At 58.6% G+C, this 25,763-nt stretch carries 24 protein-coding genes; 18 read left to right on the forward strand and 6 right to left on the reverse strand.

Annotation, left to right across the window (positions count from 1 at the left end):
* Nucleotides 1–3 precede the first annotated feature (3 nt).
* The 5 genes from J2X19_RS19995 (at nucleotide 4) to J2X19_RS20015 (ending at nucleotide 4,663) form a co-directional block, all read left to right on the forward strand.
* Nucleotides 4–777, forward strand: coding sequence for an amino acid ABC transporter ATP-binding protein (locus J2X19_RS19995; protein ID WP_310375872.1), 774 nt, complete (start codon nucleotides 4–6; stop codon nucleotides 775–777).
* Between the two features lie 41 nt (nucleotides 778–818).
* The gene (locus J2X19_RS20000) at nucleotides 819–1,685 is read left to right on the forward strand and encodes a transporter substrate-binding domain-containing protein (protein ID WP_310375874.1); all 867 of its coding nucleotides are present in this window, start codon (nucleotides 819–821) and stop codon (nucleotides 1,683–1,685) included.
* Between the two features lie 66 nt (nucleotides 1,686–1,751).
* The gene (locus J2X19_RS20005; protein ID WP_310375875.1) at nucleotides 1,752–2,414 is read left to right on the forward strand and encodes an amino acid ABC transporter permease; all 663 of its coding nucleotides are present in this window, start codon (nucleotides 1,752–1,754) and stop codon (nucleotides 2,412–2,414) included.
* A complete protein-coding gene (locus J2X19_RS20010; RefSeq protein ID WP_310375877.1) occupies nucleotides 2,411–3,070 on the forward strand; it encodes an amino acid ABC transporter permease in 660 nt (219 codons plus the stop codon). Before J2X19_RS20005 ends, J2X19_RS20010 begins: the two co-directional genes overlap by 4 nt.
* A gap of 390 nt (nucleotides 3,071–3,460) precedes the next feature.
* Complete coding sequence (locus tag J2X19_RS20015; RefSeq protein WP_310375879.1) at nucleotides 3,461–4,663, forward strand: aminotransferase class V-fold PLP-dependent enzyme; 1,203 nt, start codon at nucleotides 3,461–3,463, stop codon at nucleotides 4,661–4,663.
* A gap of 711 nt (nucleotides 4,664–5,374) precedes the next feature.
* Here the strand turns inward: J2X19_RS20015 and J2X19_RS20020 are convergent.
* The 3 genes from J2X19_RS20020 to J2X19_RS20030 form a co-directional block, all read right to left on the reverse strand.
* Nucleotides 5,375–5,737 carry an H-NS histone family protein gene (locus J2X19_RS20020; protein ID WP_116607180.1) on the reverse strand — a complete coding sequence of 121 codons (363 nt, stop codon included), beginning with the start codon at nucleotides 5,735–5,737 and terminating at the stop codon, nucleotides 5,375–5,377.
* Nucleotides 5,738–5,855: 118 nt separating this feature from the next.
* The gene (locus J2X19_RS20025) at nucleotides 5,856–6,293 is read right to left on the reverse strand and encodes an HU family DNA-binding protein (protein ID WP_310375881.1); all 438 of its coding nucleotides are present in this window, start codon (nucleotides 6,291–6,293) and stop codon (nucleotides 5,856–5,858) included.
* 270 nt (nucleotides 6,294–6,563) lie between these two features.
* Nucleotides 6,564–8,003, reverse strand: a complete 1,440-nt coding sequence (locus J2X19_RS20030) for an MFS transporter (protein ID WP_310375883.1) — start codon at nucleotides 8,001–8,003, stop codon at nucleotides 6,564–6,566.
* Nucleotides 8,004–8,130: 127 nt separating this feature from the next.
* Between J2X19_RS20030 and J2X19_RS20035 the strand changes: the two genes are divergently transcribed.
* Complete coding sequence (locus J2X19_RS20035; protein ID WP_405048713.1) at nucleotides 8,131–8,952, forward strand: AraC family transcriptional regulator; 822 nt, start codon at nucleotides 8,131–8,133, stop codon at nucleotides 8,950–8,952.
* Between the two features lie 32 nt (nucleotides 8,953–8,984).
* On the opposite strand, the gene J2X19_RS20040 is transcribed toward J2X19_RS20035, so the two are convergent.
* Nucleotides 8,985–9,191 carry a hypothetical protein gene (locus J2X19_RS20040; protein WP_310375887.1) on the reverse strand — a complete coding sequence of 69 codons (207 nt, stop codon included), beginning with the start codon at nucleotides 9,189–9,191 and terminating at the stop codon, nucleotides 8,985–8,987.
* Between the two features lie 49 nt (nucleotides 9,192–9,240).
* Here J2X19_RS20040 and J2X19_RS20045 point away from each other — a divergent pair, with 49 nt between their 5' ends.
* The 4 genes from J2X19_RS20045 to J2X19_RS20060 are packed head-to-tail and all read left to right on the forward strand — an operon-like array spanning nucleotide 9,241 to nucleotide 13,304.
* The gene (locus tag J2X19_RS20045) at nucleotides 9,241–10,353 is read left to right on the forward strand and encodes an ABC transporter substrate-binding protein (protein WP_310375889.1); all 1,113 of its coding nucleotides are present in this window, start codon (nucleotides 9,241–9,243) and stop codon (nucleotides 10,351–10,353) included.
* Nucleotides 10,354–10,355: 2 nt separating this feature from the next.
* The gene (locus J2X19_RS20050; RefSeq protein ID WP_310375891.1) at nucleotides 10,356–11,456 is read left to right on the forward strand and encodes an ABC transporter substrate-binding protein; all 1,101 of its coding nucleotides are present in this window, start codon (nucleotides 10,356–10,358) and stop codon (nucleotides 11,454–11,456) included.
* Nucleotides 11,453–12,508 (forward strand): FecCD family ABC transporter permease, encoded by a 1,056-nt coding sequence (locus tag J2X19_RS20055; protein WP_310375892.1) that lies wholly within the window; start codon nucleotides 11,453–11,455, stop codon nucleotides 12,506–12,508. Before J2X19_RS20050 ends, J2X19_RS20055 begins: the two co-directional genes overlap by 4 nt.
* A complete protein-coding gene (locus J2X19_RS20060; protein ID WP_310375894.1) occupies nucleotides 12,501–13,304 on the forward strand; it encodes an ABC transporter ATP-binding protein in 804 nt (267 codons plus the stop codon). Before J2X19_RS20055 ends, J2X19_RS20060 begins: the two co-directional genes overlap by 8 nt.
* Before the next feature lie 254 nt (nucleotides 13,305–13,558).
* On the opposite strand, the gene J2X19_RS20065 is transcribed toward J2X19_RS20060, so the two are convergent.
* Nucleotides 13,559–14,485, reverse strand: a complete 927-nt coding sequence (locus tag J2X19_RS20065) for a LysR family transcriptional regulator (RefSeq protein ID WP_310375896.1) — start codon at nucleotides 14,483–14,485, stop codon at nucleotides 13,559–13,561.
* Nucleotides 14,486–14,641: 156 nt separating this feature from the next.
* Here J2X19_RS20065 and J2X19_RS20070 point away from each other — a divergent pair, with 156 nt between their 5' ends.
* From J2X19_RS20070 to J2X19_RS20100, 7 genes are all read left to right on the forward strand, one after another.
* Nucleotides 14,642–15,490: a fumarylacetoacetate hydrolase family protein gene (locus J2X19_RS20070; RefSeq protein WP_310375898.1), complete on the forward strand. Its 849-nt coding sequence runs from the start codon at nucleotides 14,642–14,644 to the stop codon at nucleotides 15,488–15,490.
* 31 nt (nucleotides 15,491–15,521) lie between these two features.
* A complete protein-coding gene (locus J2X19_RS20075) occupies nucleotides 15,522–17,600 on the forward strand; it encodes a hydantoinase/oxoprolinase family protein (protein ID WP_310375900.1) in 2,079 nt (692 codons plus the stop codon).
* A complete protein-coding gene (locus tag J2X19_RS20080; RefSeq protein WP_310375902.1) occupies nucleotides 17,597–19,390 on the forward strand; it encodes a hydantoinase B/oxoprolinase family protein in 1,794 nt (597 codons plus the stop codon). Before J2X19_RS20075 ends, J2X19_RS20080 begins: the two co-directional genes overlap by 4 nt.
* An 8-nt stretch (nucleotides 19,391–19,398) precedes the next feature.
* Nucleotides 19,399–19,767, forward strand: a complete 369-nt coding sequence (locus J2X19_RS20085; RefSeq protein WP_310375904.1) for a hypothetical protein — start codon at nucleotides 19,399–19,401, stop codon at nucleotides 19,765–19,767.
* Between the two features lie 2 nt (nucleotides 19,768–19,769).
* A complete protein-coding gene (locus J2X19_RS20090; protein WP_310375906.1) occupies nucleotides 19,770–20,837 on the forward strand; it encodes a CobW family GTP-binding protein in 1,068 nt (355 codons plus the stop codon).
* 31 nt (nucleotides 20,838–20,868) lie between these two features.
* Nucleotides 20,869–21,840: a Bug family tripartite tricarboxylate transporter substrate binding protein gene (locus J2X19_RS20095; RefSeq protein WP_405048701.1), complete on the forward strand. Its 972-nt coding sequence runs from the start codon at nucleotides 20,869–20,871 to the stop codon at nucleotides 21,838–21,840.
* 142 nt (nucleotides 21,841–21,982) lie between these two features.
* A complete protein-coding gene (locus J2X19_RS20100) occupies nucleotides 21,983–23,092 on the forward strand; it encodes a porin (RefSeq protein WP_310375908.1) in 1,110 nt (369 codons plus the stop codon).
* 461 nt (nucleotides 23,093–23,553) lie between these two features.
* Here the strand turns inward: J2X19_RS20100 and cysC are convergent, their stop codons facing one another.
* Nucleotides 23,554–24,087: an adenylyl-sulfate kinase gene (gene cysC, locus J2X19_RS20105; protein ID WP_310375911.1), complete on the reverse strand. Its 534-nt coding sequence runs from the start codon at nucleotides 24,085–24,087 to the stop codon at nucleotides 23,554–23,556.
* Nucleotides 24,088–24,499: 412 nt separating this feature from the next.
* Between cysC and J2X19_RS20110 the strand changes: the two genes are divergently transcribed.
* Nucleotides 24,500–25,687 carry a hybrid sensor histidine kinase/response regulator gene (locus J2X19_RS20110; protein ID WP_310375912.1) on the forward strand — a complete coding sequence of 396 codons (1,188 nt, stop codon included), beginning with the start codon at nucleotides 24,500–24,502 and terminating at the stop codon, nucleotides 25,685–25,687.
* The last annotated feature ends 76 nt before the right edge of the window (nucleotides 25,688–25,763 follow it).

The following is a 25,763-nucleotide window of genomic DNA, read 5'->3' on the forward strand; positions in this document are numbered from 1 at the left end:
ACTATGAACGCAATATCTTTCCCTCACCGCATCGGCACAGGCGGCCCAATCCTGGAGATGAAGAAGATTCACCTGTCATACGGAGACAACGTCGTGCTCAAGGGCGTCGACCTCAATGTCCAACGCGGAGAAGTTGTCGTTATCGTTGGCCCCAGCGGCGGCGGTAAAAGCTCCCTCCTGCGCTGCGCGAACCTGCTTCAGCGCATCAATTCAGGTCAGATTCTGCTTGAGGGAGAAGACGTCCTTGGCGGATCGCTCAATGAGGACCAGATACGCCAGCGGGTTGGCATGGTCTTTCAGCATTACCACCTCTTTCCACATTTGACGGTCCTGCGAAATCTCACATTGGCACCGCGTCGGGTGTTGAAGGAGTCGACTGCGGACGCCGAACGAAGGGCTCGGGAGCTGTTGACCAAAGTGGGCTTGTCGGAACATGCCGACCACTATCCCGACCAACTCTCCGGTGGCCAGCAGCAGCGCGTCGCCATCGCTCGGGCCCTGATGATGAATCCGCACGTCATGTTGTTTGACGAAGCCACTTCGGCACTTGATCCGGAGCTGGTCGGTGAAGTGCTTGCGGTCATGAAAGATTTGGCGAAGTCCGGCATGACGATGCTGGTGGTGACGCACGAAATGGGCTTCGCCCGGGAAGTCGGTGACCGCCTGGTGCTGGTCGCCGGCGGGAACATCGTCGAGCAAGGGGTCCCCTCACAGGTACTTGACTTCCCACAGCACGAACGTACCAAACAGTTCCTGGCACGCATGACCAAGCATTGAAATTTCGCCTTTTCCCACCCTTAGCTCCCAGAAAGATATCCATGAAACAAGCCATTGCCTGCTCCGTGTTTGCCTTGCTCGGCTTGAGTGCCGTCTCCGCTAGTGCCGCAAAGGTCAGCGTTCCGCTTCCACCAGAGGTCCAGGCCGGTGGCACGCTCACCGTTGGTATCAATTGCACCTACCCGCCCGCAGGCTACGTCGGCATCGACGGTAAGCCTGCTGGTTATGAATACACCATGGTGAAGCGAATTGCCGAGGCTGCCTTCGGAAGTACAGACAAGTTGCAAACCCAGTGTGTTAACGACAGCAATCGAATTTCGTTCCTGCAATCGGGCAAGATTGACATGATTCTGGCGTCCCTGGCATACACCCCAGCTCGTGCCGAGCAGCTGGACTATTCCAACCCTATCTGGGTCAGCAACCTGCAATTGGTTGTGCCAAAGGAATCAAAGGTGAATGACTATGCCGACCTGGCCGGCAAGTCGGTTGTTACCCCTACGGGAAGCACCTACCAGACCTGGCTTCAGAAGTGCTACCCCCAAGCCAATCTGCTGACTGCGCAGACAGCAGCCGAGGGCGCGACCATGCTGACCCAGGGGAGGGCGGACGCGCTCGCCTACATCGATGTGTATGGATTTAACTTCACCCAACAGCAGAAAAACTTCAAAGTAGTGGGCACGTTGGCTGCCTCGGCCATTCAGGGCGTAGGCGTCAAAAAGGGCAACAAGGCGATGCTCGACTGGGTCAACACTGTGCTCGAACAAATGCGCACGAACGACGAGTTCTTCAAGGCCTTCGCTGAGCAAGTCAAGGACCCCGCATTTGTTGCGAAGTATCGGAACATCGTGCCAGGCCCAAATGTGAAGCTGGACTATGCAAAGAGCGGCGCGTTGGAGTGTCTGAAGTAATCCACAACGCCATTTGCCTGTGGGCTCTCTCTAAGATAGTCAGCGGGCGCTCAAGGAAATGCAGAAATGACACCGACATTCGTGAACGAGCTATGGATCCTGTTGGACGGACTGAGCCGAAGCTTGTTGATTAGCGCCATCGGGATACTGATGGGCCTGGCGCTAGGACTGGTTTTTGGTGCCGTCCGCTACTTCCGAATACCAGTCGTGAGTCAACTCATCGGGGTTTACGTCAATCTGTTTCGTTGTACCCCCCTGCTCGTGCAAGTGGTGATGTTGTATTTCGCGCTGCCTGACCTCGGAATCAAATTCTCCCCATTTGCCACTTCCTGGCTTGCGTTGGGACTATGGGGTGCTGCGTACCACACCGAAATTTTCAGAGCTGGGTTCGGTGCAGTCAATCCGAATGAAGTCGTCGCCGCGCGTGCCCTCGGGATGTCGGCCTCTCGGTCGTTCTTGGACATCACTTTGCCTCTGGGAACCCGAGCATCCATTCCTGCCGCTACCACTATGGCCATTACCCAGTTCCGTTCATCCTCCTTCATGATTGCTGTCGGCTACCAAGAATTGACGTACGTCGCAAACCGCATGGTCGCGGACACGTTCAAGGTGTTCCAGGTTTTCGGTATCGCCGCTCTGGCCTACCTCATCGTTTCCAACGTCATTGCTGTTGCATCGCGCAGTCTTGAAAAACGCGTTGCTGTGCCTGGTCTTGGAGTAGCCAAATGAATGAATGGATTGGACCGGTTGCATCGCACATGCTCACCGGCTTGTATGTCACCCTTTGGGTCTCCCTGTTGACCACGCTTGTGGCAACTGTCATGGGTGTTCTCATTGGGGCGTTATCTGTGAGCACCTCGCCGTGGGTGAAGCTCTTTGTAAGGCTCTATATCGACATCTTCCGCGGGGTGCCGTCCCTCATTACGCTGTTGTTCGTATTTTTCGCCCTGCCTCAAGTGGGAATTAGCACGGGGCCCATCACCGCGTCTGTTCTTGGCCTCGCGCTATGGGGCGGTGCAAATATCGCGGAAACAGCGCGTGGCTCATTGAAATCCATCTCATCCCGGCAAATTGAGGCGGCTCGCGCGCTGGGTATGAGTAAGCTCCGCACGATGGTCTACGCCATCATGCCTCAGGCACTTCGACGGTTTCTTCCTCCGTATATCGGACAGCTGACCGTGCTTATCCAAGCGAGCGCTCTTACCTCTGTTGTGGGCGTAACTGACCTTCTGAGCTCAGCCAGACAGATGATTGAGCGGTTGGCGTACGTGAGCCCTGACTCACATGCCGTGGAGATTTATTGTGGAGTGCTTCTTGTGTTCTTCGCCATTTGCTACCCCCTCACCCTCATTTCTGATTACTTGGAAAAACGACTTCGCACTTGATGCTTTCTTTCTGAGCAACTTCTCAATGATCACCTTCCCTCAAACACCTTCTGGCCATTCAACTGCTACGGAGCGCGCGCCCGGCACAGTTGGACATCTTGCGGTACCCCCATTGTGGGAACTTCCTTTGTCGTCCTTGGCGACAGCATTGGAAGTCCGAGAGCACGAAACGGTTCTAAAGAACGTTGCTGTGCTGGGCTACAACTGACCGAGCGCATGGCATAAGTACTATCCGGTCGCAATCAACTGCTGCCCCGTCAGCAGCTGCTCGTGTGCAGCAGCACCTTGTCGTCATTGTGGAGGGTGGTGCTGCTGGTTTGGAGTTGGCGACGAACCTCAGAAAGAGCCATCGACTGGTGGTGAGCCTTTCAACGCAACCTGAAATGACCTATGAAAACTGTCTTTGGCCTCAACGCCGTCCGTAAGGAATTTCCCGTTACGACGCGCATGCTTTACCTCGACTCGGCGCATCAGACACCGCTTGCATTAAGTGTCCGAGACGCAGTCCTGACTTTCTACAACGAGGCTCTTGAAATGGCTGGACCTAAGCCGATATGGATGCGTCGTGCGGAAGAGACTCGTGTAGCGCTTGCCGAGTTCATCGGCGCCAGTGCAGACGAGATTCTGTACACGAAGAACACCTCGGAAGGTCTCAACATCGCTGCAAATGCTTTGCCACTGAAAGCTGGCGACAACGTCCTGATGATTGAAGGAGACCATCCCAATAACGCGTACGCCTGGCTGAATCTCTGCCGCAAAGGTGTGGAGGTGCGCTTCATCAAGCTGAATGGTGAAGACAGCGTCGCATCGGCCGCGACATTCGCTCCCCACATAGATTCGCGCACCCGTGCCATCTCACTGTCCCACGTGACCTTTCACGCTGGTCAACGTCACCAGATTGCCGACATCGGAACCCTCTGCAAAAAACACGGTATCTACTTGGTCATCGACGCCATGCAGTCCATCGGCGTGTTGCCCATCGACGTGAAAGAACTCGGCGTTTCGCTCATGGCAGCGGGTTGCCACAAGGGCCTTCTTGTGTCGCAAGGCATGGGGTTCCTGTATGTCAGCAAGGAAGTCGAGAATCTGCAGCCTGCGTTTCTGGCGATGTCAGGCATGGCACACCCGCCGGCCGACTACATCGCGACGCCTGACGACATGGAGCTGCGCCCTGCTGCGGGTCGTTTCGAAATGGGAAATCACAATCTTCCCAACCTGCATGCTTTGAGCGCCTCCTTGGCTCTCATCAACAAGGTTGGCGTTAGGAACATTGAAGAGCACGTGCTGCTCCTCGGCGACCGTCTGCTCACTGCTCTTGACGCCTTGGGCGTGAAAGTCATTGGTCCCCGCGACCGCCAGCACCGGGCTCATATTTATGTGCTGGACTTGCCCGTCAACGAATGGGTCGATTACCTTGCGCAGAACCAGGTCCGTGTCTCGGCCGAACGTGGTGGTGTACGGATTTCATTTGCCATATTCAATAACTCGATTGAGGTAGACCGTCTAGTTGAGCTCATCAAGTTGCGGTTAGCTAAAGAAATAGTGGCTGGTACACCGGAGGGGGACTCGCTGTTGACTTCTATCCAGAATTAACCCGCTGGGAGGGGCGGAATTCTTAGGCTGGCTCATAGTCATGAATGATAATAATTATCATTTGTATCTAAATCAGGAAAATGCCTCTGACATGTTGTATCGCCGAAGCCTCGCCGCATCCTTCTCCACCTTTGCTATGGGCCTGGCCTGCGTGGCCGCCCAGGCCAGGCCCACCTGCTGGGTCGCACGGTCGAAGCCGAGGCCCCTGCCAAGCGGGTGTTGCTCGGTTTTTACTTTGAAGACTACAGCGGTCTGATATCGCTAAACTCTGTTTACGACTTTAACTATGACTGTTGTTAAATCGTAACGCCGCAAACCCGCATGGATGCTCAGTGGCTGTTTACGACTTTAATTGCACGGAACATTTATTCTGGGTGTTGATGCCAATGCCAGTTGGACCAGGTGGGCCGGAAATCAGTGACCAGGCCACACAGCAGAAGTTTTGAAGGTTGCTGTGGGCTGCAGAAGGAAGCCTCATGGTCAGCAAAAGTTGGCAGGGTGGTCAAATAATCGCTGGCAGCAACAGTCCGGTGCAAAGGCAGCACTAGATTGGACGACCACGCGCTGACCGTGTGGCCGGCCAAGCCAGGAGTGGAATTCATTACGCGTCATCTGGTAGCGAATTACCCGTTGGCTTTTGGAGATGCTGGCGGCGCTACTGACCAACCCAGCAGCAAGCCGGTCTTGAAGACCAGGTCCCCAGTGATGGCTTTACGACTTCACCAGCAAATCATCTGGAGTCTTGCCACTCTCCAATGCCGCCTTGAACCAGCGTGGTCGCATACCGTTTCCGGTCCAGGCGTTACCAGCTTCGTCCCGGTATTTGATGACGCCCTTCGACTTCGCCTTCTTGCCGGTGGCTGCGCGGACGGGTGTGCCAGTAGTCGTCTTGCTCTTGCGTTTGCTGACCGCCCGCGGAACATTCCCGAAGAGGTCTTCTGCGGTGAGTCCATAGAAACCAATGGCGACCTTGATCCGCTCGATAACACCCCCGACTTCCTTCTCCCGGATGGATGCGGCTTCTTTTTGCAGCTTGTCGATTTGCTTTTGGATACTGAGCAGAGTCTTTGTCATAGATTTTCCTGAAGAAGAATGTTGAAGCATAAGAGAAAGGACGCACATGGCGTCCTTTGCTCGGGTCAAACTCCCTGTTCCGTATGCCGCTAGCCTACGAAGCAGAGGGGCAACCGGTTTAAATCGCCGCGTCCTTGAGCTTCTTGAAGAAAGTCGCGCGGAGCTTCACCGTAGCAGGCTTGGCTTTGAAGACCTGTTCTTCCTTGGTAAACGGATTGATACCTTTGCGGGCCTTCTTGGCCGGCACCTGGATCGCAGCGACGCGCACCAGGCCTGGAATGGCGAATTCGCCAGCACCCTTCTTGTGCAGCGATGCCAGCATCGTTGCTTCCAAAGCGGCCAGCACGGCACGTACGCCCTTGAGTTCCACACCAGAGGCTGCTGCCAGATGCGCAGTCAGTTGAGTCTTGTTGAGCTTGTCTTTGAAAGGCTTGGCCTTGACCTGCTCGGCAGCTGCTTTGGCAGCAACCGCTTTAGCCGGTGCTGCTTTCTTGGCCGCGGTGGTCTTCTTGACAGGTGCCGCGGTTTTAACGGGCGCTTTTTTGGTAGTTGCCATGTGATTTCACTGGTTGTTTGGAGACACCGACCCGGCTGGGTCGTGAAATTATTTTAGAGGTAACCCATAGGTACACCTGTATAGGGTCCAACGGTGCGCTTTGACCATGGTGTTGTTGGACGAGATCGCGAGCTATTGCCGGTACCTTTGGCTGTTGACGCAACTGCAGAATGACCAACAGGGGGCGGCGGAATTCTTGGACTGGTTTATGTTGTCAATCCGAGGCTCGCTCGGTATTCGATGGGACTGAGCGAGCCAAGGAATTCCTCGCTACTCTTTTGATACGGGTGCGTGCTTCAGCTTTAGCGACGCGACTGCCGAGACAACACTGACGATGCCTGCCATCAAAAATGCGAACCGGTAACCCGCAAGTTCGGCCGCCTGTGGTAGTTGCCCGGCGGCCAATCGCGCCGCCATTACTGAATGGGCGACTGCACCTAGTACCGCTATGCCCACTGCTCCACCTAGTTGGCGTGCAGTGTTCTGTAGTCCTGCTGCAAGACCCGAGTCTTTCCGAGGAACTCCTGCAAGAACTGCTTGCGTAGCACTCATCATCACCAACCCGTTGCCCGCGCCGACCAGCAATGTGGGTAGCAGAAATTCACTGACCTGCGATGGATGAACAGGCAACCAATTGAGCCAGATCAGGCCTGCTGCCGACACAAGGCTGCCAATAAAGGGCAACTTTTCAAAGCCGGCGTCCCGCAAATAGCGTGATGCGATCGATGCGATAGCCAGTGCCGAAGCCATTGGTAGTAAAGCCAGTCCGGTGTCGAGCGGACTGCGCCCGTCGATACGCTGCAGAGCCTGCGACAGAAAGAACATCGACACGGTGAGAACTGCGCCGAGGCTCAGCACCATAGCCATTCCAATCGTTACGTTTCGCAGGCGAAATATTTCGAAATTGATCAGAGGCTGAGCCGAACGGCGTTCAGCTGCGATGAAGGCCACGAACATGATCAGCGCGGTAGCCAACGCACTGAGCACGGTACTGGATGTCCAACCGGCATGTACCGATTGTGAGATCGCATAGAGAAACGAGGCCAATGCCAGCGTGACAGTGGACGCGCCTAGAACATCCAGCTTCGCCCGGGCGTCGTCTGTGTGCTGAGGGCGCAGACAGCCGGCAACAACCGCGGCTAAGACGATACCGACAGGTATGTTGACGAACATTACCCAGCGCCAGGTGGCTAGGCTCGTCAGCAAGCCGCCAATGACCACACCAAAGGCGGAGCCCATCGCGGCGCAGGCCGCCCACAGGCCGATCGCTCGTTCCTGACCCGAACCCTTGGGATGGGCGGCGACGATGACTGCCAGCGGTGAGGTCGCCAGTACCGACGCGCCCAAACCCTGAACTGCGCGCGAGGCCAGCAGCATGGTCCCGGAAGTCGCGAAGCCACCTACCAGGCTGGCTCCTGTGAACAGCGTCAAACCCCACAGCAGAAGGCGCCGACGCCCATAGATGTCGCTGGCGCGTGCAGCGAGCAACATGAAGCCACCTAGCAACAGCAGGTAGATGTCGACTACCCACTGCAATTGGACAGGTGACAGACCCAGGTCATCGCCCATCGCCGGTAGCGCGACGTTCACGATGGCACCGTCCACCACGACCATGAAGGCACACACGCAGGCGACGAAGGTAGCAATCCCAGTCGATACGCCGCCACGCAGGAGCGGTTGCGGCATCGCCGGTACAGAAGATATAGACATTTATTGACCTCTCAGCACGATGACGGCGGCGACTGCCGCCTAAAAGTTCGGTAGGAGCTAAGTGTGCTGAGCAGTATGAAAAGTTATATAACGGTAAATGGACTTAAAATGGTGATAAATGGCCAAAATGGTTCCTGAGCATGACCAACCTGAAGACGACTTCAGCGAGTGGTCTGATGGTCCTCGTCTGATCGCGTTGTTGGGGAATGACGATCAGGGCAGCGAGTACCGCCTCGGAACACGCGAGTACGGCTTGCATCAGCATCATCGAGGGCAGGTGTTCTGCGTAGAAGCCGGGCTAATCCATGTGCGAACAGCTCAAGGATCTTGGTTGCTACCGCCGAACCGGGCCGGCTGGATGCCGCCAGAGGTACCGCATCAAGTACGTGTCAGCGGTGCTCTTGCCGGCTGGAGCTTGTTCATCACCCCGAAATCCAGTGAGTGCTTGCCGAACCAGCCTTGCGTGATAGGCATCACTGAGGTGTTGCGCGCATTGGTGCGCCGAGCCGCCGAATGGGACAAGTCCGATCAGCTGGCGCCAGACCAAGAGCACGTCGTTACCGTAATCCTTGATGAAATCCGTCGTGCGCCGCATGAGTCGCTGCACTTGCCAATGCCGAAAAATGCTCGGCTGGAGCGCATCGCTCGGGCGATCTTGGACGATCCAGGTTCGATTCGAACGTTGGAAGCTTGGGCAGATTGGGGTGCGATGTCGGCTCGAACGCTGCGCCGTCAGATGCTGGCTGAAACAGGCCTGAGCTTTGCCCAATGGCGCCAGCAGGCACAACTCACGCACGCCCTGGAAATGCTTGCGCGTGGAGAGTCGGTTACGCATGTTGCCGACACGCTGGGCTATGCCTCCCCGAGCAACTTTATCGCCATGTTTCGCCGTTCCTTCGGCGACTCCCCAGCACGATACTTTGCAGCGCGTTCTGTTGGTGGCAGTTGAAACATTGTCATTAATCGGCTGCCTCCAATTATTTAGATCGGACAGGCACGGGCTTGGACGATGATGGCGAACATGCCACGTAGATCATGCGGCCCGGCTTCCGGGCGTTCGGTCTTGATGTCGAACAGGCTGTCGGAATCGGCCAGAGTGGAATGCCTGCGAAATGCGACGGTGCTAGAGCCAATCCAATCCTGACCACCAGGGGGTGCGGCGGAATTTTTGGACTGGTTTATGGTCATGAATGATAATAATTGTCATTTGTGTTTAACCCAAGAAAGCGCCTCTGACATGTTGTACCGCCGAAGCCTCGCCGCATCCTTCTCCACCTTTGCCATCGGCATGGTCTGCGTGGCCGCCCAGGCCGCACCCACCAGCATCCAGGATGTGCTGGGTCGCACGGTCGAAGTCGAGGTACCTGCCAAGCGGGTGTTGCTCGGTTTTTACTTTGAAGACTACATGGCGGTAGGCGGCGAGAAAGCCTTTGACAAGGTGGTCGGTATTTCGCGGGAAGCCTGGGCCGGCTGGCGTGCTGTCAACTGGGCTTTGCATGTGGCGCACCGCCCGTCGCTGAAGGATATTCCCGATGTGGGTGAAGTCGAGGCCCAGACGTTCTCGGTAGAAAAAGCGCTGGCCCTTAAGCCCGATGTGGTGGTGTTGGCCGACTGGCAGTACAAGGGCATGGACTCCGACATCAAGCGTCTGGAAGCCGCCAAGATTCCCGTGGTGGTGGTGGACTACAACGCCCAGACACTCGAACGCCACCTGGCCAGTACCAAGGTGCTGGGCCAGCTGACTGGCGAAACGGCACGCGCCGAGCGCATCAATGCCGAATACAAGGGTGCCATCGACCAGATGCAGTCGCGCATTGCCCAAGCCAAGCTGCCCAAGCCCCGTGTGTATATCGAGTTTGGCAATAAGGGGCCCGCTGAATACAGCTTTACCTACGGCAAAAACATGTGGGGAGCCATGGCTGCTGTAGCCGGCGGTGACAATATTGCGGCCCCCTTCGTCGAATGGTGGGGCCCTATGAATCCCGAGCAGGTATTGGCATCCAGGCCCGAGGTGGTATTGATTGCCGGTACCGAATCCACCAAAAACCCGGCGGCCATGCTGATGGGCCAGGATGTGGACAAGGCGCAGGCCGCGCAGCGCTTGGCGGGCTTTACCGGCCGCAATGGCTGGGCTGAAATGCCTGCAGTCAAGACCAACCGCGTCTACGGCATCTACCAAGGAGCCTCACGTACTATTTCTGATTACGTGATGGTCCAGTACATGGCCAAGGCGCTGTATCCAACACTGTTCAAAGACCTGAACCCCGAAACCAACTACCTCGACTTCTACAAGCGCTACCTGCCGGTGACTCCGTCGGGAACCTTCATGGTCAGCCAGGGGGGCAAGTAAGCATGCGATGGGGGTTGAACGTATTGGCGCTGGTGCTGGGCCTGTGTGGCACAGCCGTCCAGGCGGCCGTAGCGACGATTCAAGACGTGGCTAACCGCAAGGTTACGCTGGACTTGCCCGCCAAGCGCATCCTGCTGGGCTTTTATATCGAAGACTATTTTGCTGTGGGGGGCGATGCGTCATTTGAGCGGTTGGTAGGCATGTCGCGTGGCTGGTTTGTCAAATCCCGGCCCGCCGCCTGGAGCCAGTACGTAGCGCAGAAACCCATGCTGCAGCAAGTACCTGACGTGGGCAATGTGCAAGACCAGACTTTCTCGATCGAAAAGGTGCTGGCCACCAAGCCCGATGTGGTGGTGCTGGCCGAATGGCAGTACAAGGCACTGGGGTCGGATCTGGTCCGGCTGGAGAACGCTGGTATCCCCGTGGTGGTCATTGACTACAACGCCCAAACTTTGGAGCGCCACCTGGCCAGTACCAAGATTTTGGGCGCGCTGACCGGGAAGCCGCAACGCGCCCAGCGCATTGCCGGCGAATACCAGCAAGCCGTTACCTTAATCCAGCAACGTATTGCCAAAGCCCAGCTGCCACAACCGCGTATCTATATCGAGCTGGGCGACAAAGGGCCTACCGAATACAGCTATACCTACGGCAAAAACATGTGGGGAGCCATGGCCGATTTGGTGGGCGGGAACAACGTAGCCGAACCCTTCATCAAGACCTGGGGCGCGATCAACCCCGAGCAATTGCTGGCCTCCAAACCGGAGGTGATCTTGATTGCGGGCTATGAGAACGTGCTCAATCCCACTGCGATGCAGATGGGTCTGGGCATCGACGCCAGGAGTGCGGCCCAGCGTCTGGCGGGCTTTACCCAACGCAGTGGTTGGAGCGATTTGCCCGCGGTGAAGAACAAACGCGTATACGGCGTGTACCACGGCGCCACGCGCAGCATCATGGACCTGGCCTTGCTGCAGTACATGGCCAAGTCCCTGTACCCCACGCTGTTCAAAGACCTGGACCCGCAAGCCAGCTACCTGGGTTTCTACCGCAACTACCTGCCGATCCGACCCGAAGGCACGTTCATGCTCGGTCTGGACAGCAAATGAACGCCGAAGTTTTAGCGCTCCGATCTGCACTGGACGGACAGCGCCGCCGTGAAAACCGTCGTTGGCTGTATCTGCTGGGTTTTGCTGGGCTGGCAGCAGTCAGCCTGGTGCTGGACATTGCCACCGGCCCGTCCCTGCTGGGCGTGGCTGATGTGCTCAACACCCTGCTGCACAGCGAAACGGCGGATGCCACCACCAAGGCCATCGTGCTGGACATGCGCTTGCCCATCGCCCTCATGGCCCTGGTGGTCGGGGCCGCTTTGGGCATTGGCGGCGGTGAAATGCAAACCCTGCTGGACAACCCCATGGCCAGCCCCTTTACGCTGGGGTTAGCAGCCGCCGCCGGCCTGGGGGCCGCGCTCAGTCTGTACTTCGGCGGATTTGGCCTGCCGCCTCTGGTGGCGATCCCCTTGGGGGCCTTCGTGATGTGCATGTTGGCCGCCAGCGTGCTGTTTGGCCTGGCCTTGCTCAAGCACGTCAGTTCGCAAACCCTGATTCTGGCGGGCATTGCCTTGCTGTTCTTGTTCCAGTCGCTGCTGTCGCTGCTGCAGTTTTTGTCGTCACCTGAGTTGAACCAGCAAATCCTGTTCTGGCTGTTTGGCAGCCTGACCAAGACCACCTGGCAAACCCTGGCCATCACCACTGTGGTGACTGCGGTGTGCTCGCTGCTGCTGTTCCAGGATGCCTGGCGATTGACGGCCCTGCGCCTAGGCGAAGTCCGCGCCCGCAGCCTAGGCGTGGATGTGACGCGGCTGCGCTTGAAAACCTTGGTGCTGGTCGCACTGATGACCTCCACGGCCATCAGCTTCGTCGGTGTGATCGGTTTCATTGGCCTGGTGGCGCCGCATATCGCCCGCATGCTGGTGGGCGAGGACCAACGTTTCTTCATCCCGCTGTCCATGCTGTGCGGGGCGCTGCTGCTGTCCACCGCGTCGGTGCTGTCCAAAACCATCGTGCCCGGAGCCCTGTTTCCGATTGGCATCGTGACAGCCATCATTGGCGTGCCGTTCTTCTTCTGGCTGATCTTGGGAAAGCGGCGCCGCCATGCTTGAACTGGACGATGTGACCGTCAAGGTCGGCCCTCAGGTGCTGGCGCGCAATCTGTCGGTGGCCTTGGCGCCGGGCGAGATCAACGTGGTGATCGGCCCCAACGGCACCGGCAAAACCAGCCTGCTGCGCACTCTGTTTGGCGAGCTGCAACCGGCCGCCGGCCAGATTCGCCTTAACGGGCAGGCCATGCCGCGTCACCATCTGGGGCCGTGGCGCAAGCAGTTTGGCTATATGCCGCAAGACACCGGGCTGGACCTGGACCTGAGCGTGCTCGAAGTGGTGCTGATGGGTAAGCTCGACCACCTGGGCATGCATGTGGACGACGCCACGCTGATGGAGGCCCTGGAGGCATTGCGCGCCGTAGGCCTGGTGGCACTGGCCGACCGTGCCGTCCACAGCCTGAGCGGCGGACAACGCCAGATGGTGCTGTTCGCCCAGGTGCTGCTGCGCGCACCGCGGATCATGTTACTGGACGAACCCGTTAGCGCGCTGGATCTGAAGCACCAGGTGCTGCTGCTGGACCTGCTGCACCGCCAGACCCGCAAGAACGGCTGGATCACCGTCGTTGTGCTGCACGACCTTAACCTCGCCGCCCAGTACGGTGACCGCCTGGTGGTGCTGGCGCACGGCACGCTGCAGGCCTTCGGCACACCAGCAGACGTGCTCACCGCCGAGCTGGTGCAGCGCTTGTACGGCGTGGCCGTCGATGTCGGGCACGACCGCTTCGGCGATCCGCATATCCGCCCCATCCGCGAACGCAGCCTGCACCCCGTAAGCCTGCAACAGGAGGCGGCATGAAGACATGGCTTGTGGCTGTGTGGCTCTGCTGTAGCACGGGCTTTGCCGCAGCGGCCGAACAGACGGGGGGCAGATAAAAACTTGGACTGGTCAATTCAAGGTTAGCAGTAACAATCTACCTCGGATACACCATGGCTGCGGTTCTTGTAGCCTCATAAATGCAGAAGTTCCAACCGATATCGCCATTTGCAAAGAGGTCATACAAGGTGCGAATCAATGGTCTTGTGCCCAGTTTCAAGCGATGGGCTATGTTCTCACGCATAAAGCGATGAATCGAAAAGTTGCTGACCCCAGGACTCCACAAGTTTCTGTACGATCTCTGCGACGACTTTGCAAGCCGGTGAAAGTTTGCCCTGTTTGGGCAAGGCCAGGGTCACGTGGCGGAACAGGTCTGGCTTGACCAACTTGCTGGCTTGAAGCCGGCCGCTCTTGAGTTCAGGAATCACGGAGTAAGGGCCCAGCACGGAATACAGCCCAGGCGTGTGCGCCACCAGTTCCTTCTGAACCGTCAGCGAATCTGCCTCTGCGATGGGTTCAAGCTTGAATCCAAGGCTTCTAGCGGTCTCGTCCAAGGCATTGCGCCAGTGGCTTGGCCGCCGAGGCAGCACCAGCCTCATGCCTGCTAGCTGCGAGAAGTTCACCGTCGGCTCTTTGGTTATGGCATCGCCTGGCGCTGAAATCAGATAGGTGTGCGCGACCGACAGCAGCTTTTCTTCCCGCCCGCTCGGGCGATTGAAGCGAAATAGGATTGCCAGATCCACCGTCCCGGTGTCCAGCATGGTGTCCAACTCGGTGCCTTGCGCTTCGGTGATGTTGAGTCGGATGCCTGGATGCTCCATCTGCAACTGCCCGAAGAGGCGTGTCATCAGCGGATGCGCGGCCGAAGGGATGATGCCCAGCCGCACTTCTCCCAGCAGCTTGCCAGACTCGGCGTGCAGTTCCTCCGTGAGGCGGTCTGTGTCCTGCAGCCAAGCGCGCAGCCGCAGCGCCACGCGCGCGCCAAGCTCGGTCAACGCCACTCCGCGCCCCGTGCGCCGGAACAGCGGACCACCAAACCCCGCCTCGAAGTCGGTGATCTGCCGGCTGATATGCGATTGCACAGTCTGTCGGCGCGCCGCCACCTTGCTCAGGCTGCCTGCCTCGGCGACCTCCAGGAAGAGTCTGACGCTCGCGATATGCATGGGGATTACCCGGATGTGTTATGCCATTAATGGCAAGTCTGAAACCTCTGAATTGTATCTATTCGAAATTCTTCCAGATTTCTACATTAGCTGCACGAGGTTTCGTACAAGGGTTTGACAGCGCGAAACCAACGTCCATTCAGCTAAGGAGAAGCAATGAAACTCGTCAGTTTTGAGCATGCAGGCAGCGCTACCTACGGGGTCGCCCAGCAAGGTGACTACCTCCAACCCTCGGCCGACTTTTTACGCCGCTACCCGGATGTCGCATCGGTGCTGCGAGGCAATGCGCTCGCAGAACTGGAAGCGGGGCTGAGCGCTGCCACCCGCATCCAAGGTGCGCACACGCGCGCACTGCCGGTCATCCCCAACCCCAACAAGCTCATCTGCGTGGGGCTGAACTACAAGACCCACGTTGCCGAAACCAAGCGTGCGGACAGCGAATACCCTTCGCTGTTCCTCCGCTTCAACGACAGCCTGGCCGCCCAGGGCGACGAGGTGCTGCGCCCGGCGTTCTCCGATCGTTTCGACTGGGAGGGCGAACTGGCCTTTGTGATCGGCAAGGGCGGTCGCCATATCCCGAAGGCGCAGGCCTTCGAGCACATCGCAGGTTATGCCTGTTTCAACGACATCAGCGTGCGTGACTGGCAGCGCCACACGCACCAGTTCACGCCGGGCAAGAATTTCCCTGGCACCGCCCCGTTCGGACCGTACCTCGTCACACGCGACGAAGTGCCTGACGTTACGAAGCTGACGCTGGAGACACGCGTCAACGGGCAAGTGATGCAGCACGCCAGCCTGGCCGATCTGATCTTCGACATTCCCGTGCTCGTGGAATACATCTCGCGCTTCACGCCGCTGTCGCCCGGTGACGTGATAGCCACCGGCACGCCCGGCGGTGTGGGCGACCGCCGCGAGCCACCGCTGTATATGAAGGAAGGCGATGTGGTCGAGGTTGAGATCACCGGACTGGGTGTGCTGCGCAACCGTATCGGCACAGCTGCCTGAATCTCACTCTTAAAGAGACCCATACCACATCATGGCAAGCAAACCCCAACTGCGCATCGCTGTCGACATCGGCGGCACCTTCACCGACATGGCGGCCTTTGACGAGAGCACCGGCAAGCTGTTGTTCGGCAAGGCCTTGTCGACCCACGGCCAACTGGTTAACGGTATCCAGGCGACGCTGGACAGTGCCGACATCGATCTGCGCGACGGCAACCTATTCCTGCATGGTTCCACCATTGCGATCAATACGCTGCTCGAACGCACCGGCGCCAACACGGCGCTTCTGATCACCGAGGGCTTCCGCGATATCTACGAGATCGGCCGCGTCAACCGGCCCGATGCCTACAACCTGTTCTTCAACAAGCACCAGCCACTGGTCAAGCGCTCGCTGCGCTTCGAGGTGGCCGAGCGCCTGCGCGCCGACGGCAGCATCCACAAGTCACTGGACGAGGCCGCCGTGCGCGAACTGGCGCGCGAACTGCGCGGCAAGGAAGTGGAGGCTGTGGCTGTGTTGCTGCTGCATTCCTACCGCAACCCGGCACATGAGCAGCGCGTCAAGCAGATCTTGCAGGAGGAGATTCCTGGCGCCTTTGTCTGCGCCTCACATGAACTCTCCCAAGAGTACCGCGAGTTCGAGCGGGTCTCCACCGCGGTGGCCAACGCCTACGTCGGCCCGCGTGTCTCGGCCTACCTAGGCGAACTGGAGGCCCACCTGGGCCAAAAGGGTTTCGACGGCGACTTCTACATCGTGCAGTCCACCGGTGGCCTGTTCCCGGTGGCGCATGCACGGGTCGGTTGCGTGCGCATGCTGGAGTCTGGCCCGGCCGCTGGCGTGATCGGGGCGCAGGCCATCTGCGCCCAGCTCGGCATGGGCGACGCGATTGCCTTCGACATGGGCGGCACCACGGCCAAGGCCGGCGTGATCAGTGAAGGCCGGCCGCTCACCACCGGCTCGGCGCTGATCGGTGGCTATGAGCGCGCACTGCCGATCCAGATCCCGATGATGGACATCCATGAGGTCGGCACCGGCGGCGGCTCGATCGCCCGTGTCGAAACCGGCAATGCGCTGCGCGTGGGACCGCAGAGCGCCGGCTCCATCCCTGGTCCGGTGGCTTATGGCCGCGGAGGCAAGGAACCGACTGTGACCGACGCCAATCTGCTGCTGGGGCGGCTCGATGCCGAGCATTTCCTCGGCGGTGAACTCAAGCTCGACTTGGAAGCCTGTGAGCGCCAGATGCGCGAACGGGTAGCTGATCCTTTGGGTCTGGATCCGACCGAGGCGGCCGACGGCATCCTACGCATCGCGGTAACGCAGATGTCGCACGCCGTGAAGGCCGTGACGACCGAGCGTGGGCTCGACGCGGGCAGTTTCACCATGGTGGTGTACGGCGGCGCCGGGCCGCTGCACGCTTCGGCCATTGCCCGTGAGATCGGCATCCGCAAGGTGTTGATTCCGTACGCACCAGGCTACTTCTCGGCCTACGGCATGCTGTTCTCCGACCTGCGCTACGACTACGTGCGTTCGGTGTTCCGCAAACTGAACGACGTGTCGTTCGAGGAGATTGAGGCGGCATACAAGACGATGGAGGACGAAGGCCGTGCCGCGCTGGCGCAGTCCGGTGTCAAGGCCGATGGCGTGGTGATCGAGCGCGCGGCCGATATGCGCTACGTGGGCCAGGAGCACGCCGTCACGGTGGACTTGCCGTTGGCCTACTTCGAAGGCCGTGACCGCTCGGCCATCAAGCAGCAGTTCGACGAGCTGCACAAGGTGCGCTACGGCACTTCGGCGCCCAAGGAACCTGCTGACTTGGTGAGCCTGCGCGTGACCGTGCTAGGCACCATGAAAAAGCCGCCCAAACATAGCGTGGACGAAGGCTCTTCCAAGCCCGAGAAGGCCGCGCTGCGGGCCGTCAAGCCGGTGTACTTCCGCCAGGGTGGCTGGGCTGACACGCCAGTCTACACACGTGAGCTGCTACGCGCGGGCAACACCATCACTGGCCCGGCGCTGATCGAGGAGCACGCCTCCACCACGGTGATCCAGCCTGGTGATAGCTTGCGCGTGGATGAACTTGGCAACCTTCAAATCAACATCGGGAGCGACCGGACATGAGCACCAACCAGAACACCACCGTGGCGATCGACCCCGTCACCGTCGAGATCATCCGCAACGGTCTGTATGCCGTCACGGAGGAGATGAAGACCAACCTCACACGCACGGCCTACAACCTCATCATCTACGAGGCGCTGGACTTCACAGTCGGGTTGTTTACCAAGGAGGGCGACACGGTCTCGATCGGCCTTGGGCTGCCGATGTTCATCCGCGGCATGTCCGAGACGGTGAAGGCCAAGATCCGGCACTTCGGCTATGACAACATCCTGCCGGGCGACATCCTGGTCACCAACGACGCCTACACCACCGGCAGCCATCTGAACCACTTCACGTTCACGATGCCGGTGTTCCATGAAGGCAAGCTCGAAGGCTTCACCTGCTGCATGGCGCACTGGCTGGACGTGGGTGGCACGCTGGGCAATGTGACCACCGACATCTTCAGCGAGGGGATCCAGATCCCCATCATGAAGTACCAGCGCGAGGGCGTGGTCAACCAGGACCTGATCGACATCATCGCCATGAACGTACGGCTGGCCGAGCGGGCGCTGGGCGACCTGCGCGCGCAGATCACCGCCATCACCACCGGCGAGCGCCGCTATGTCGAACTGCTGCAGCGTTACGGTATCGATGCAGTGAATGGCTCGATCCGCCAGATCATGGACTCCAGCGAGGCGGTGGCGCGCAAGAACACCTTGTCCATCCCCGACGGTGTGTACGAGGCCGAATCCTTCATGGACGACGACGGCCTGGACATCGGCAAACGCATACCGATCCGCGTGAAAGTGACCGTCGCGGGTGACGAGATGACGGTGGATTTGTCCGAGGTCAGCAAGCAGGTGCGCGGCTTCTACAACTCCGGTTTCACCACCGGCATCGCCTGCGCGCAGGTGGCCTACAAGTGCCTGACCACACCGACCGACTACCCGGTGAATGATGGAAGCTTTCGGCCGCTGAAAGTGATCATGCCCATGGGCACGGTGATCAGCGCCCAGCGGCCATACCCGATGCGGGTGTGGATGACCTTCCCGATGACGGTGATCGACACCATCTTCAAGGCACTGGCCCCGGCCATTCCGCACCGTTCCATCGCCGGCCACCACGCCGACCTGGTGTTCCCCAATATCCACGGCATCTCGCCGGAAGACGGTCGGCTGTTCATCGTGGGCATCGGCCCGCTGGGCGGCGGCTGGGGTGCCAAGAGCAGCGAGGATGGCGTATCGGTCACCGTCTGTATTAACGACGGCGACACACACAACAGCCCGACCGAGCAGCTGGAGGCCAAGTATCCGGTGTTGGTGGAGAAGTACGAGATTCGACGGGACAGCGCGGGTGCCGGAAAATACCGTGGCGGCCTTGGCGCAGAGATGGTGGTGCAGGCGCTCTCGCCCTTCACCGTCACCACCCGCATCGACCGTGTGCACTGCAAGCCCTGGGGCCTGGAAGGCGGCGGCGACGCCATGGGTAATGGCCTGGCCGTGCGCCACAAGGGTGAGTGGAAGACCGATCACCTGAACGCGAAGATCTTCAACGTGCGCCTGGAGCGCGGCGACGCTTACAAAATGCTCTCGGGCGGTGGCGGCGGCTTCGGTGACCCGCTGGAGCGCGATGTCGAACTGGTCGCCGAGGATGTGCGCGAGGGCTACGTCAGCGCCGAGGTGGCGCGCGAAGTCTATCGGGTTGCGCTTGATTCGCAGGGGCAGGTTGCACAGGAGGCTACACGCGCTTTGCGAAAATCGTCTCCTGCGGCGCGCAATGGCACGACGGAAAACGTCGCCTGGGACGGACAGTGAGTCTCGCCATGGCGGATGACCTGGCGCAGCGTGCCGACCGCATGCTCAGCCTGTGGAGCGACCTGTCCATGCGCCATGTCGCCCTGGGGGGGGGCTGCGCCTGCGGTACCGGTGGCATAAGCCTGAGGCTGGAAGACTTCGAGCTTGACATTGTTGGCTACCTGGAAGACGTAGGCCTGCGCTGTGACGTGCTGGAAGTTGTCGACTTCTTCAATGCGCTGCAGAAGTCTGCTGCGCAGGATCAGCCCCTGCGCCACTTGCTGCACGAAGTACAGCAAGACCGGCTGCCAGGCGTTGTGGCGGAATGGTTGCTTCCCAAAATTGAGCGCACTTTGACGTCGTTTTTCGAGCTGCACGGTGCCGGGGCGAAGGGGTGATCATGGGCGGTCATTTTTCTTCATTGCTGGCTTCCGACGTTGCTCCGGGAGAGCGTGTGCCGGTGACGGTGCTGACAGGTTTCCTCGGTAGCGGCAAGACCACGCTGCTGAACCGGCTGTTGCGGCTCCCGGACTTGCATGGCACGGCGGTGATCGTCAACGAGTTTGGTGCGGTGGGTATTGACCACGACCTCATCGCGCAGACTACGGAAGGCACCATTCTGCTCGCCAATGGTTGCATGTGCTGCGCGGTACGCAGCGATCTGGTGGAAGCACTGAATCGGATTGCCGAGCGTACCGGGCCACCGTTGCGGCAGGTGCTGATCGAGACCAGTGGCCTGGTCGATCCAGGGCCGATTCTTCGCACCTTGATGGCGGATCCCGGCATCCGCAGTCGCTTCGAGCTGGCGGGCGTCGCCTGCACCGTCGATGCGGTGCTGGGCATGGGTACCCTGGATCGCCATCCTGAGTCTGTGCGGCAGGTGGCGGTCGCCGACCGTCTGCTCTTGACCAAAACCGATCTGCTGGAGGACGCCGCATTGCTGTCACCGCTGGTGGAGCGTCTACGCGAGATCAATGGGCTGGCCCAGCTGCATGCGGACCGCGAAAGCCAGCCCCAAGTGCTGCGCGATCACATCCAGGCCCGAAAGAGTACGCATGTGGCGCCGACCGATACGCTGTTCTACCGTGCGCAGTACGCCGCAGGGGATATGGCCACGGACAGTACGCCACAGCACCGGGACGGTATCTCGACCTTCGTTCTGGTGCGGGATATGCCGCTGCCGCGCGATGCGTTTGCTGCCTGGCTGGACATGGTGATCGCGATGCGCGGCGAGGATTTGCTGCGCGTCAAAGGCCTGGTCCACCAGGCCGAAGATCCTGACCGGCCCCTGGTAATCCATGGCGTCCAGCACCTTTTCCATCCTCCGGAGCTATTGCCGGCCTGGCCCAGCGCTGACCGGCGCACGCGCATCGTATTCATTACCCGCGGGGTCGATGCACAGGCGCTGGGAGAAACCCTCGACGTGCTGGTCCGCAGACACCTGCGGCGCAGTCCGTCCACTCTTTGACGATCCAAACTTTCGAACAGTAGGAGACAAGATGAAATTCCTGAAAATAATCGCCGCGACCGCCGCATTCGCAATGCTGCCGGCCTGGTCCCAGGGAGCGAAGTTCCCGGAGCACGAGCGCACCATCAAGATCATCGTGCCCTTTGCTGCCGGCGGCGGGGTGGACAACGCGGCCCGTCTGTTGGGCGACCAGCTGCGTAAGTTACTCGGTGTGACCGTGATCGTGGACAACAAAACGGGGGCCAGCGGTACCCTCGGTGGCAGGTTTGTCCAGACCTCAGCCGCCGATGGCTATACCTTGCTGTTCTCTGCCGCTACCCATGTTCTAGCCAAACAGGTGCTGGCCAATGCCCCTTACGATCCACAGACGGATTTCACGCCGGTTGCACGGGTGGGAGAGGCTCCACTGATGCTGGTCATAGCCCCGCAACTGCCACAAACAAAGGTGGCCGAGGTGCTCAGTGCAGCAAGGCAGCAACCAGAGAAGTGGACGGCTGGCATCCCCGCAGCGGGCGCACCCAGTCATCTGGCCACGCTGCTGCTGGCCAAGCAAGGCAACGTCAAGTTCACCTTTGTTCCCTATAAGGGCACGCAGCCGGCACTCGTGGACGTCGCCGGCGGCCATGTGAACGTGCTGCTGGATTCGATGATTTCGGTAATGCCGCTTGCCAAGGCGGGCCGGGTCAAACCCATCGCCATCACGTCGAAGAATCGCAGCGCACTGGCGCCTGAGGTTCCTACCGTGCAAGAGAGCGGTATTCCGAACTTTTCCTACGTGTCCTGGTATGGCGTGTGGGCTCCCAAGGGCATGCCCGCCGACCGGGTGGCGATCCTGAATGCCGCGATCAATGCTGCGACTACGGAACTCGCGAAGACGGGCGTGTTTGCCAATTTAGGGATCGAGCCCGTCACCGAGACTGCCGAGCAATTCCGGCAGTACATCGCCACCGATGTGGCGCAAGGCACCGAGCTTCTGAAGAGCGCTGGGTTCAAGCCCGAGTAGCGACTAAAGACTCTGACGCTCGGCGCCGCCAATCAGCGGTTTCCGGCGCCTTGCCGGTGGCGCCTGAGAGTGCCATCGGGGATCACTTCTGCGCGTTTGCGATAGCAAGGTTGCAGCACACACAACTTAAAGGAGAAGAAGTATGTCCCGAGCTATGGGTATGGTTGGCCTCGGCATGGCCTGTGTTTCAGTGATGGCGCAATCGTCGGTCACCATTTCAGGTACGGTGGACGTCGCCATTCGGCAGGTACGCAACGGATCACTGGGAGCGGTCAATTCTGAAGTCAGCGGCGCCAATTCAACGAGCAAGTTGATCCTTCGCGGGACGGAGGATTTGGGTGCTGGCTTGAGTGCAGCTTTTTACCTAGACGGGACTATCCTCGCTGACACCGGCGTCGGTGGGGCGAATGTGCCGGCCGGCCAGCTCTGGGACCGGCGCTCCACGGTGGGCCTGATCGATGCGCGGCTCGGCGAGATCCGTTTGGGCCGCGACTGGGTACCGACGCACCTGGTGTGGAGTAGTTTCGATCCATTCGCCACCCTCGGCATCGCCAGCGCCAACACCTTTCGATCGTTTTCCGCGTCACGTGCGCTAGGCCAGGCATTTGGCACCGCGCCTGAAAGTCAGGCGGCCAACCCAACCCTGCGGGTCAGCAACGCAGCAGAGTATTTCCTGCCTGCCGGTCTCGGTGGAGTGTATGGCAGCCTCATAGCCACAGCGAAAGAAGGTGGCACCACGGCAGCTGGCTTCACGCGGGGTGACGGCTTCCGGCTCGGCTGGTCTGGCAGTGGCTTCAATATCGCGGCTGCGCAATTCCGCACCCGCAATGCCGCCGCGGATCAGACATTCAAGGACCAGGTGTACGGCGCATCCTATGACTTTGGGGCCGCGAAGCTCGGCGTCGCCCAGAGACGCTGGATCTACGGTGCGGATCGCACGGTCAACACCCAGCTGGGCGCATCGATTCCCGCGGGCCCGGGTGCCATCAAGCTCAGCTACGTTCGCGCGGACCAGACGGGTGCTACTGTCGCGCAGAGCGCGAACGATGCCCATCTCATAGGCGTGGGCTACGTTTACAGCCTTTCCAAGCGCACGGCTGTGTATGGCCATATGGCTCGCGTGACAAATAAGGGTTCCGCGGTGTTCGTGGTTCCTGGTGGAATTGCGGTAAGTGCCAATGCGGTGGCAGCGAACTACTTTGGAGGCCAGAAGTCGAACGCTTTCGAGGTAGGTATTCGCCACGACTTTTGAGGCTACAACACGAGGCATATGACGAGCGCTACCTATGGACGCGGAGCTATTTATCCGAGGATTTGGCAGTTCAGAAAGTGGCGGGTTGAGGTCAAAAAAACCTGCTTACGACTTCAACTACGATTTAGCAACGGTCGAATTTAAAGTCGTAAACAACGCCACCAGATCATGCGGAGCAGGGCTGGTGACTGGAGCCAATAAAGTTCGTCGGACCTGATAGGTGGTCTTAACTTGAATGCTCTACGCGGCTAAAGGGGACTATTCGATCGTCATTTGCGACGCCAGGTATCGCCTGTGTAGTGTTTGCTGGAGTGACTGCCGCTGGTTGCAGCCCTTCGCTGTGAGCATGTCGGCTGGCTGCTATCGACGGCGAATTTAACCTATCGATGCAACACGACTAGGGGGGCAGGATTGGATCGGCTCTGACAACCATCCCGTCAAGACACGTAGTTGGATTCCATTCAGCTAAGTAGGCGTGCTGCAAGTAAATCCATGGTCAGGCCAACGCACTCTGTCAGTGGCTGAACAGCTGTATTGAAGGATAGGTCGGGCGACAGTGGCGCTTCGTATGGATCACTGATCCCGGTAAAGCTGGCAATGCCCCCGCTTCTTGCGCGGCGGTAAAGTCCTTTGGGATCGCGGGCCTCGCAGACGTTCAATGGTGTTGCCAAGTACACCTCGACAAAGCGTGCTGCGCCCACCGTTTCCCGGGCCAAGTTCCGGTCATCCCGGTAGGGAGATATCAGAGCAGCAATAGCCAGAGTTCCCGCATCATTCAATTGCTGGCATAGGTTGGCTACCCGGCGGATATTCTCGCGGCGATCTTTCCGTGAAAACCCCAGATCCCGACTCAGCTGCTGGCGTACCGCGTCACCGTCTAGAACTCGACATAACACGTCATCGGCCTCGAGGGATTCAGCCAGCGCCTCGGCTAAGCTCGATTTACCCGACGCACTGAGCCCAGTTAGCCAAAGGGTACACGCTAGTTTCGGCATTCAGTTCCTCATTGACTGGAACAACCTGGCACACCAACTCGCTTGCTCGGTGCTGATTCAGGCATTGAGTTGGCTTGCACGCATATCCACAAAAGCACGGATGGCCCCTCAATGAACGCAGCGTGATGCTGGAGTTACTCCATCTTAGGTATGGACGATCCTGTAACAACCGACTTCTGCTCGCTTTTGTCCCCCATATTGAGGAAACGGATGCCCCAAATCGCTGTTGGCCGCGACCGACGGGGCAGAGCCCCCATTGCGCTGACGGTGCATGTGCGACATGCTGTAATCAACAGGAAACAAGTTGTGATTTGTGCTTATTGGGCAGCACGCGGCACATGATTTTCTACGCCATGGCCAAGGAAATGTCCTGTGGATGAGCATCAAATTTCAATAGCAGCCAGGAGGTCACATGACCAGAACGGGAAAGGCTCCCAATATCCTGATCGTTGATGACGAAGCTGTACATATGCGCGCGTTGTGCGATATCTTGCGCCACCACGAATACACGACAACCGGCCTTGTCTCTGGTGAGGCTGCACTGAAACTGCTGCAGGCGGAACAATTTGATCTTTTGTTGTCCGACCTGATGATGCCTGGTATCGATGGCATCGCCTTGGTGCAGGCCGCCAGCAAGATCGACTCCAACTTAGCCTGCATCATCATGACCGGCGAAGGCTCCATCACCTCGGCGGTGCAGGCTATGAAAGTCGGGGCGCACGACTACATCGTCAAGCCGTTCAAGGTTTCCGTCATCCTTCCCGTGCTTGCGCGCGCTCTGGAGACGCGACGGCTGAGGATGGAGAACATCGTCCTGGAGCAACGCCAGCTTGCGCATGCCGCCGAACTCAAGCAACTGAACGGCGAGCTTGAGTTGGCGAAAAAAGAAGCGGAGCGAGCCAATCACGAGAAATCAAATTTCTTATCGCATATGAGCCATGAGCTACGCACACCGCTGAATGCGATTCTTGGATTTGCACAAATTTTGCAATCAGGGTCGGCTCCAACCACGTCCGAAGAAAAGAAGAAATTCGCAAAAAATATTGAAGATGCGGGCAAGCATTTGCTCACCTTGATTAATGAGGTCCTTGATCTTGCTCAAATTGAGTCTGGGACCATCTCGGTTTCACTTGAACCAGTTTCGCTGGCCGCTGTTTTGGAGGAATGTCGGACGATGATTGCGCCCATTGCGCAAAAATACGGAATTAGTATGTTTTATCCTGAATATATGGATGTATGCGTATTTTCAGATGAAACTAGACTGAAGCAGGTTTTGATAAATTTGCTATCTAACGCAATCAAGTACAACCATAAGAATGGAACAGTTACGCTAGATTGCCAGCTCACAGACGTCGGACGCATTCGAGTGTTTGTTATTGATACTGGTATTGGCCTTAGCTCTGAACAGTTGAAATTAATATTTCAACCATTTAACCGACTTGGCAGAGAAAAATCCAAAGAAGAAGGTACCGGAATTGGCCTCGCGCTAACAAAAAAGATCGTAGAGACTATTCGGGCGGAAATTGGCGTTGTAAGTAGGTTGAATATTGGGAGCACATTTTGGATTGAACTTCCAGTCCATCCAGTTGTTTTTCAGTAACGAATGATGTTAAGTGGAGATTTGACTCTATATGGCGGCATGAATAGTCCTTTTCCGTATATTGGGATTAATATTT

Source organism: Rhodoferax ferrireducens, assembly GCF_031458075.1.
Taxonomy (GTDB): Bacteria; Pseudomonadota; Gammaproteobacteria; order Burkholderiales; family Burkholderiaceae_C; genus Rhodoferax_B; species Rhodoferax_B ferrireducens_A.

Coding starts and splice junctions, on each gene's coding strand:
- J2X19_RS20095 (WP_405048701.1), top strand. CDS start 20,869: ATGAAATTCCTGAAAATAATCGCCGCGACCGCCGCATTCGCAATGCTG.
- J2X19_RS20045 (WP_310375889.1), top strand. CDS start 9,241: ATGTTGTACCGCCGAAGCCTCGCCGCATCCTTCTCCACCTTTGCCATC.
- J2X19_RS20065 (WP_310375896.1), bottom strand. CDS start 14,485: ATGCATATCGCGAGCGTCAGACTCTTCCTGGAGGTCGCCGAGGCAGGC.
- J2X19_RS19995 (WP_310375872.1), top strand. CDS start 4: ATGAACGCAATATCTTTCCCTCACCGCATCGGCACAGGCGGCCCAATC.
- J2X19_RS20070 (WP_310375898.1), top strand. CDS start 14,642: ATGAAACTCGTCAGTTTTGAGCATGCAGGCAGCGCTACCTACGGGGTC.
- J2X19_RS20015 (WP_310375879.1), top strand. CDS start 3,461: ATGAAAACTGTCTTTGGCCTCAACGCCGTCCGTAAGGAATTTCCCGTT.
- J2X19_RS20020 (WP_116607180.1), bottom strand. CDS start 5,737: ATGACAAAGACTCTGCTCAGTATCCAAAAGCAAATCGACAAGCTGCAA.
- J2X19_RS20000 (WP_310375874.1), top strand. CDS start 819: ATGAAACAAGCCATTGCCTGCTCCGTGTTTGCCTTGCTCGGCTTGAGT.
- J2X19_RS20085 (WP_310375904.1), top strand. CDS start 19,399: ATGGCGGATGACCTGGCGCAGCGTGCCGACCGCATGCTCAGCCTGTGG.
- J2X19_RS20030 (WP_310375883.1), bottom strand. CDS start 8,003: ATGTCTATATCTTCTGTACCGGCGATGCCGCAACCGCTCCTGCGTGGC.
- J2X19_RS20110 (WP_310375912.1), top strand. CDS start 24,500: ATGACCAGAACGGGAAAGGCTCCCAATATCCTGATCGTTGATGACGAA.
- J2X19_RS20080 (WP_310375902.1), top strand. CDS start 17,597: ATGAGCACCAACCAGAACACCACCGTGGCGATCGACCCCGTCACCGTC.
- J2X19_RS20060 (WP_310375894.1), top strand. CDS start 12,501: ATGCTTGAACTGGACGATGTGACCGTCAAGGTCGGCCCTCAGGTGCTG.
- J2X19_RS20075 (WP_310375900.1), top strand. CDS start 15,522: ATGGCAAGCAAACCCCAACTGCGCATCGCTGTCGACATCGGCGGCACC.
- cysC (WP_310375911.1), bottom strand. CDS start 24,087: ATGCCGAAACTAGCGTGTACCCTTTGGCTAACTGGGCTCAGTGCGTCG.
- J2X19_RS20090 (WP_310375906.1), top strand. CDS start 19,770: ATGGGCGGTCATTTTTCTTCATTGCTGGCTTCCGACGTTGCTCCGGGA.
- J2X19_RS20100 (WP_310375908.1), top strand. CDS start 21,983: ATGTCCCGAGCTATGGGTATGGTTGGCCTCGGCATGGCCTGTGTTTCA.
- J2X19_RS20035 (WP_405048713.1), top strand. CDS start 8,131: ATGGTTCCTGAGCATGACCAACCTGAAGACGACTTCAGCGAGTGGTCT.
- J2X19_RS20005 (WP_310375875.1), top strand. CDS start 1,752: ATGACACCGACATTCGTGAACGAGCTATGGATCCTGTTGGACGGACTG.
- J2X19_RS20040 (WP_310375887.1), bottom strand. CDS start 9,191: ATGACCATAAACCAGTCCAAAAATTCCGCCGCACCCCCTGGTGGTCAG.
- J2X19_RS20055 (WP_310375892.1), top strand. CDS start 11,453: ATGAACGCCGAAGTTTTAGCGCTCCGATCTGCACTGGACGGACAGCGC.
- J2X19_RS20025 (WP_310375881.1), bottom strand. CDS start 6,293: ATGGCAACTACCAAAAAAGCGCCCGTTAAAACCGCGGCACCTGTCAAG.
- J2X19_RS20010 (WP_310375877.1), top strand. CDS start 2,411: ATGAATGAATGGATTGGACCGGTTGCATCGCACATGCTCACCGGCTTG.
- J2X19_RS20050 (WP_310375891.1), top strand. CDS start 10,356: ATGCGATGGGGGTTGAACGTATTGGCGCTGGTGCTGGGCCTGTGTGGC.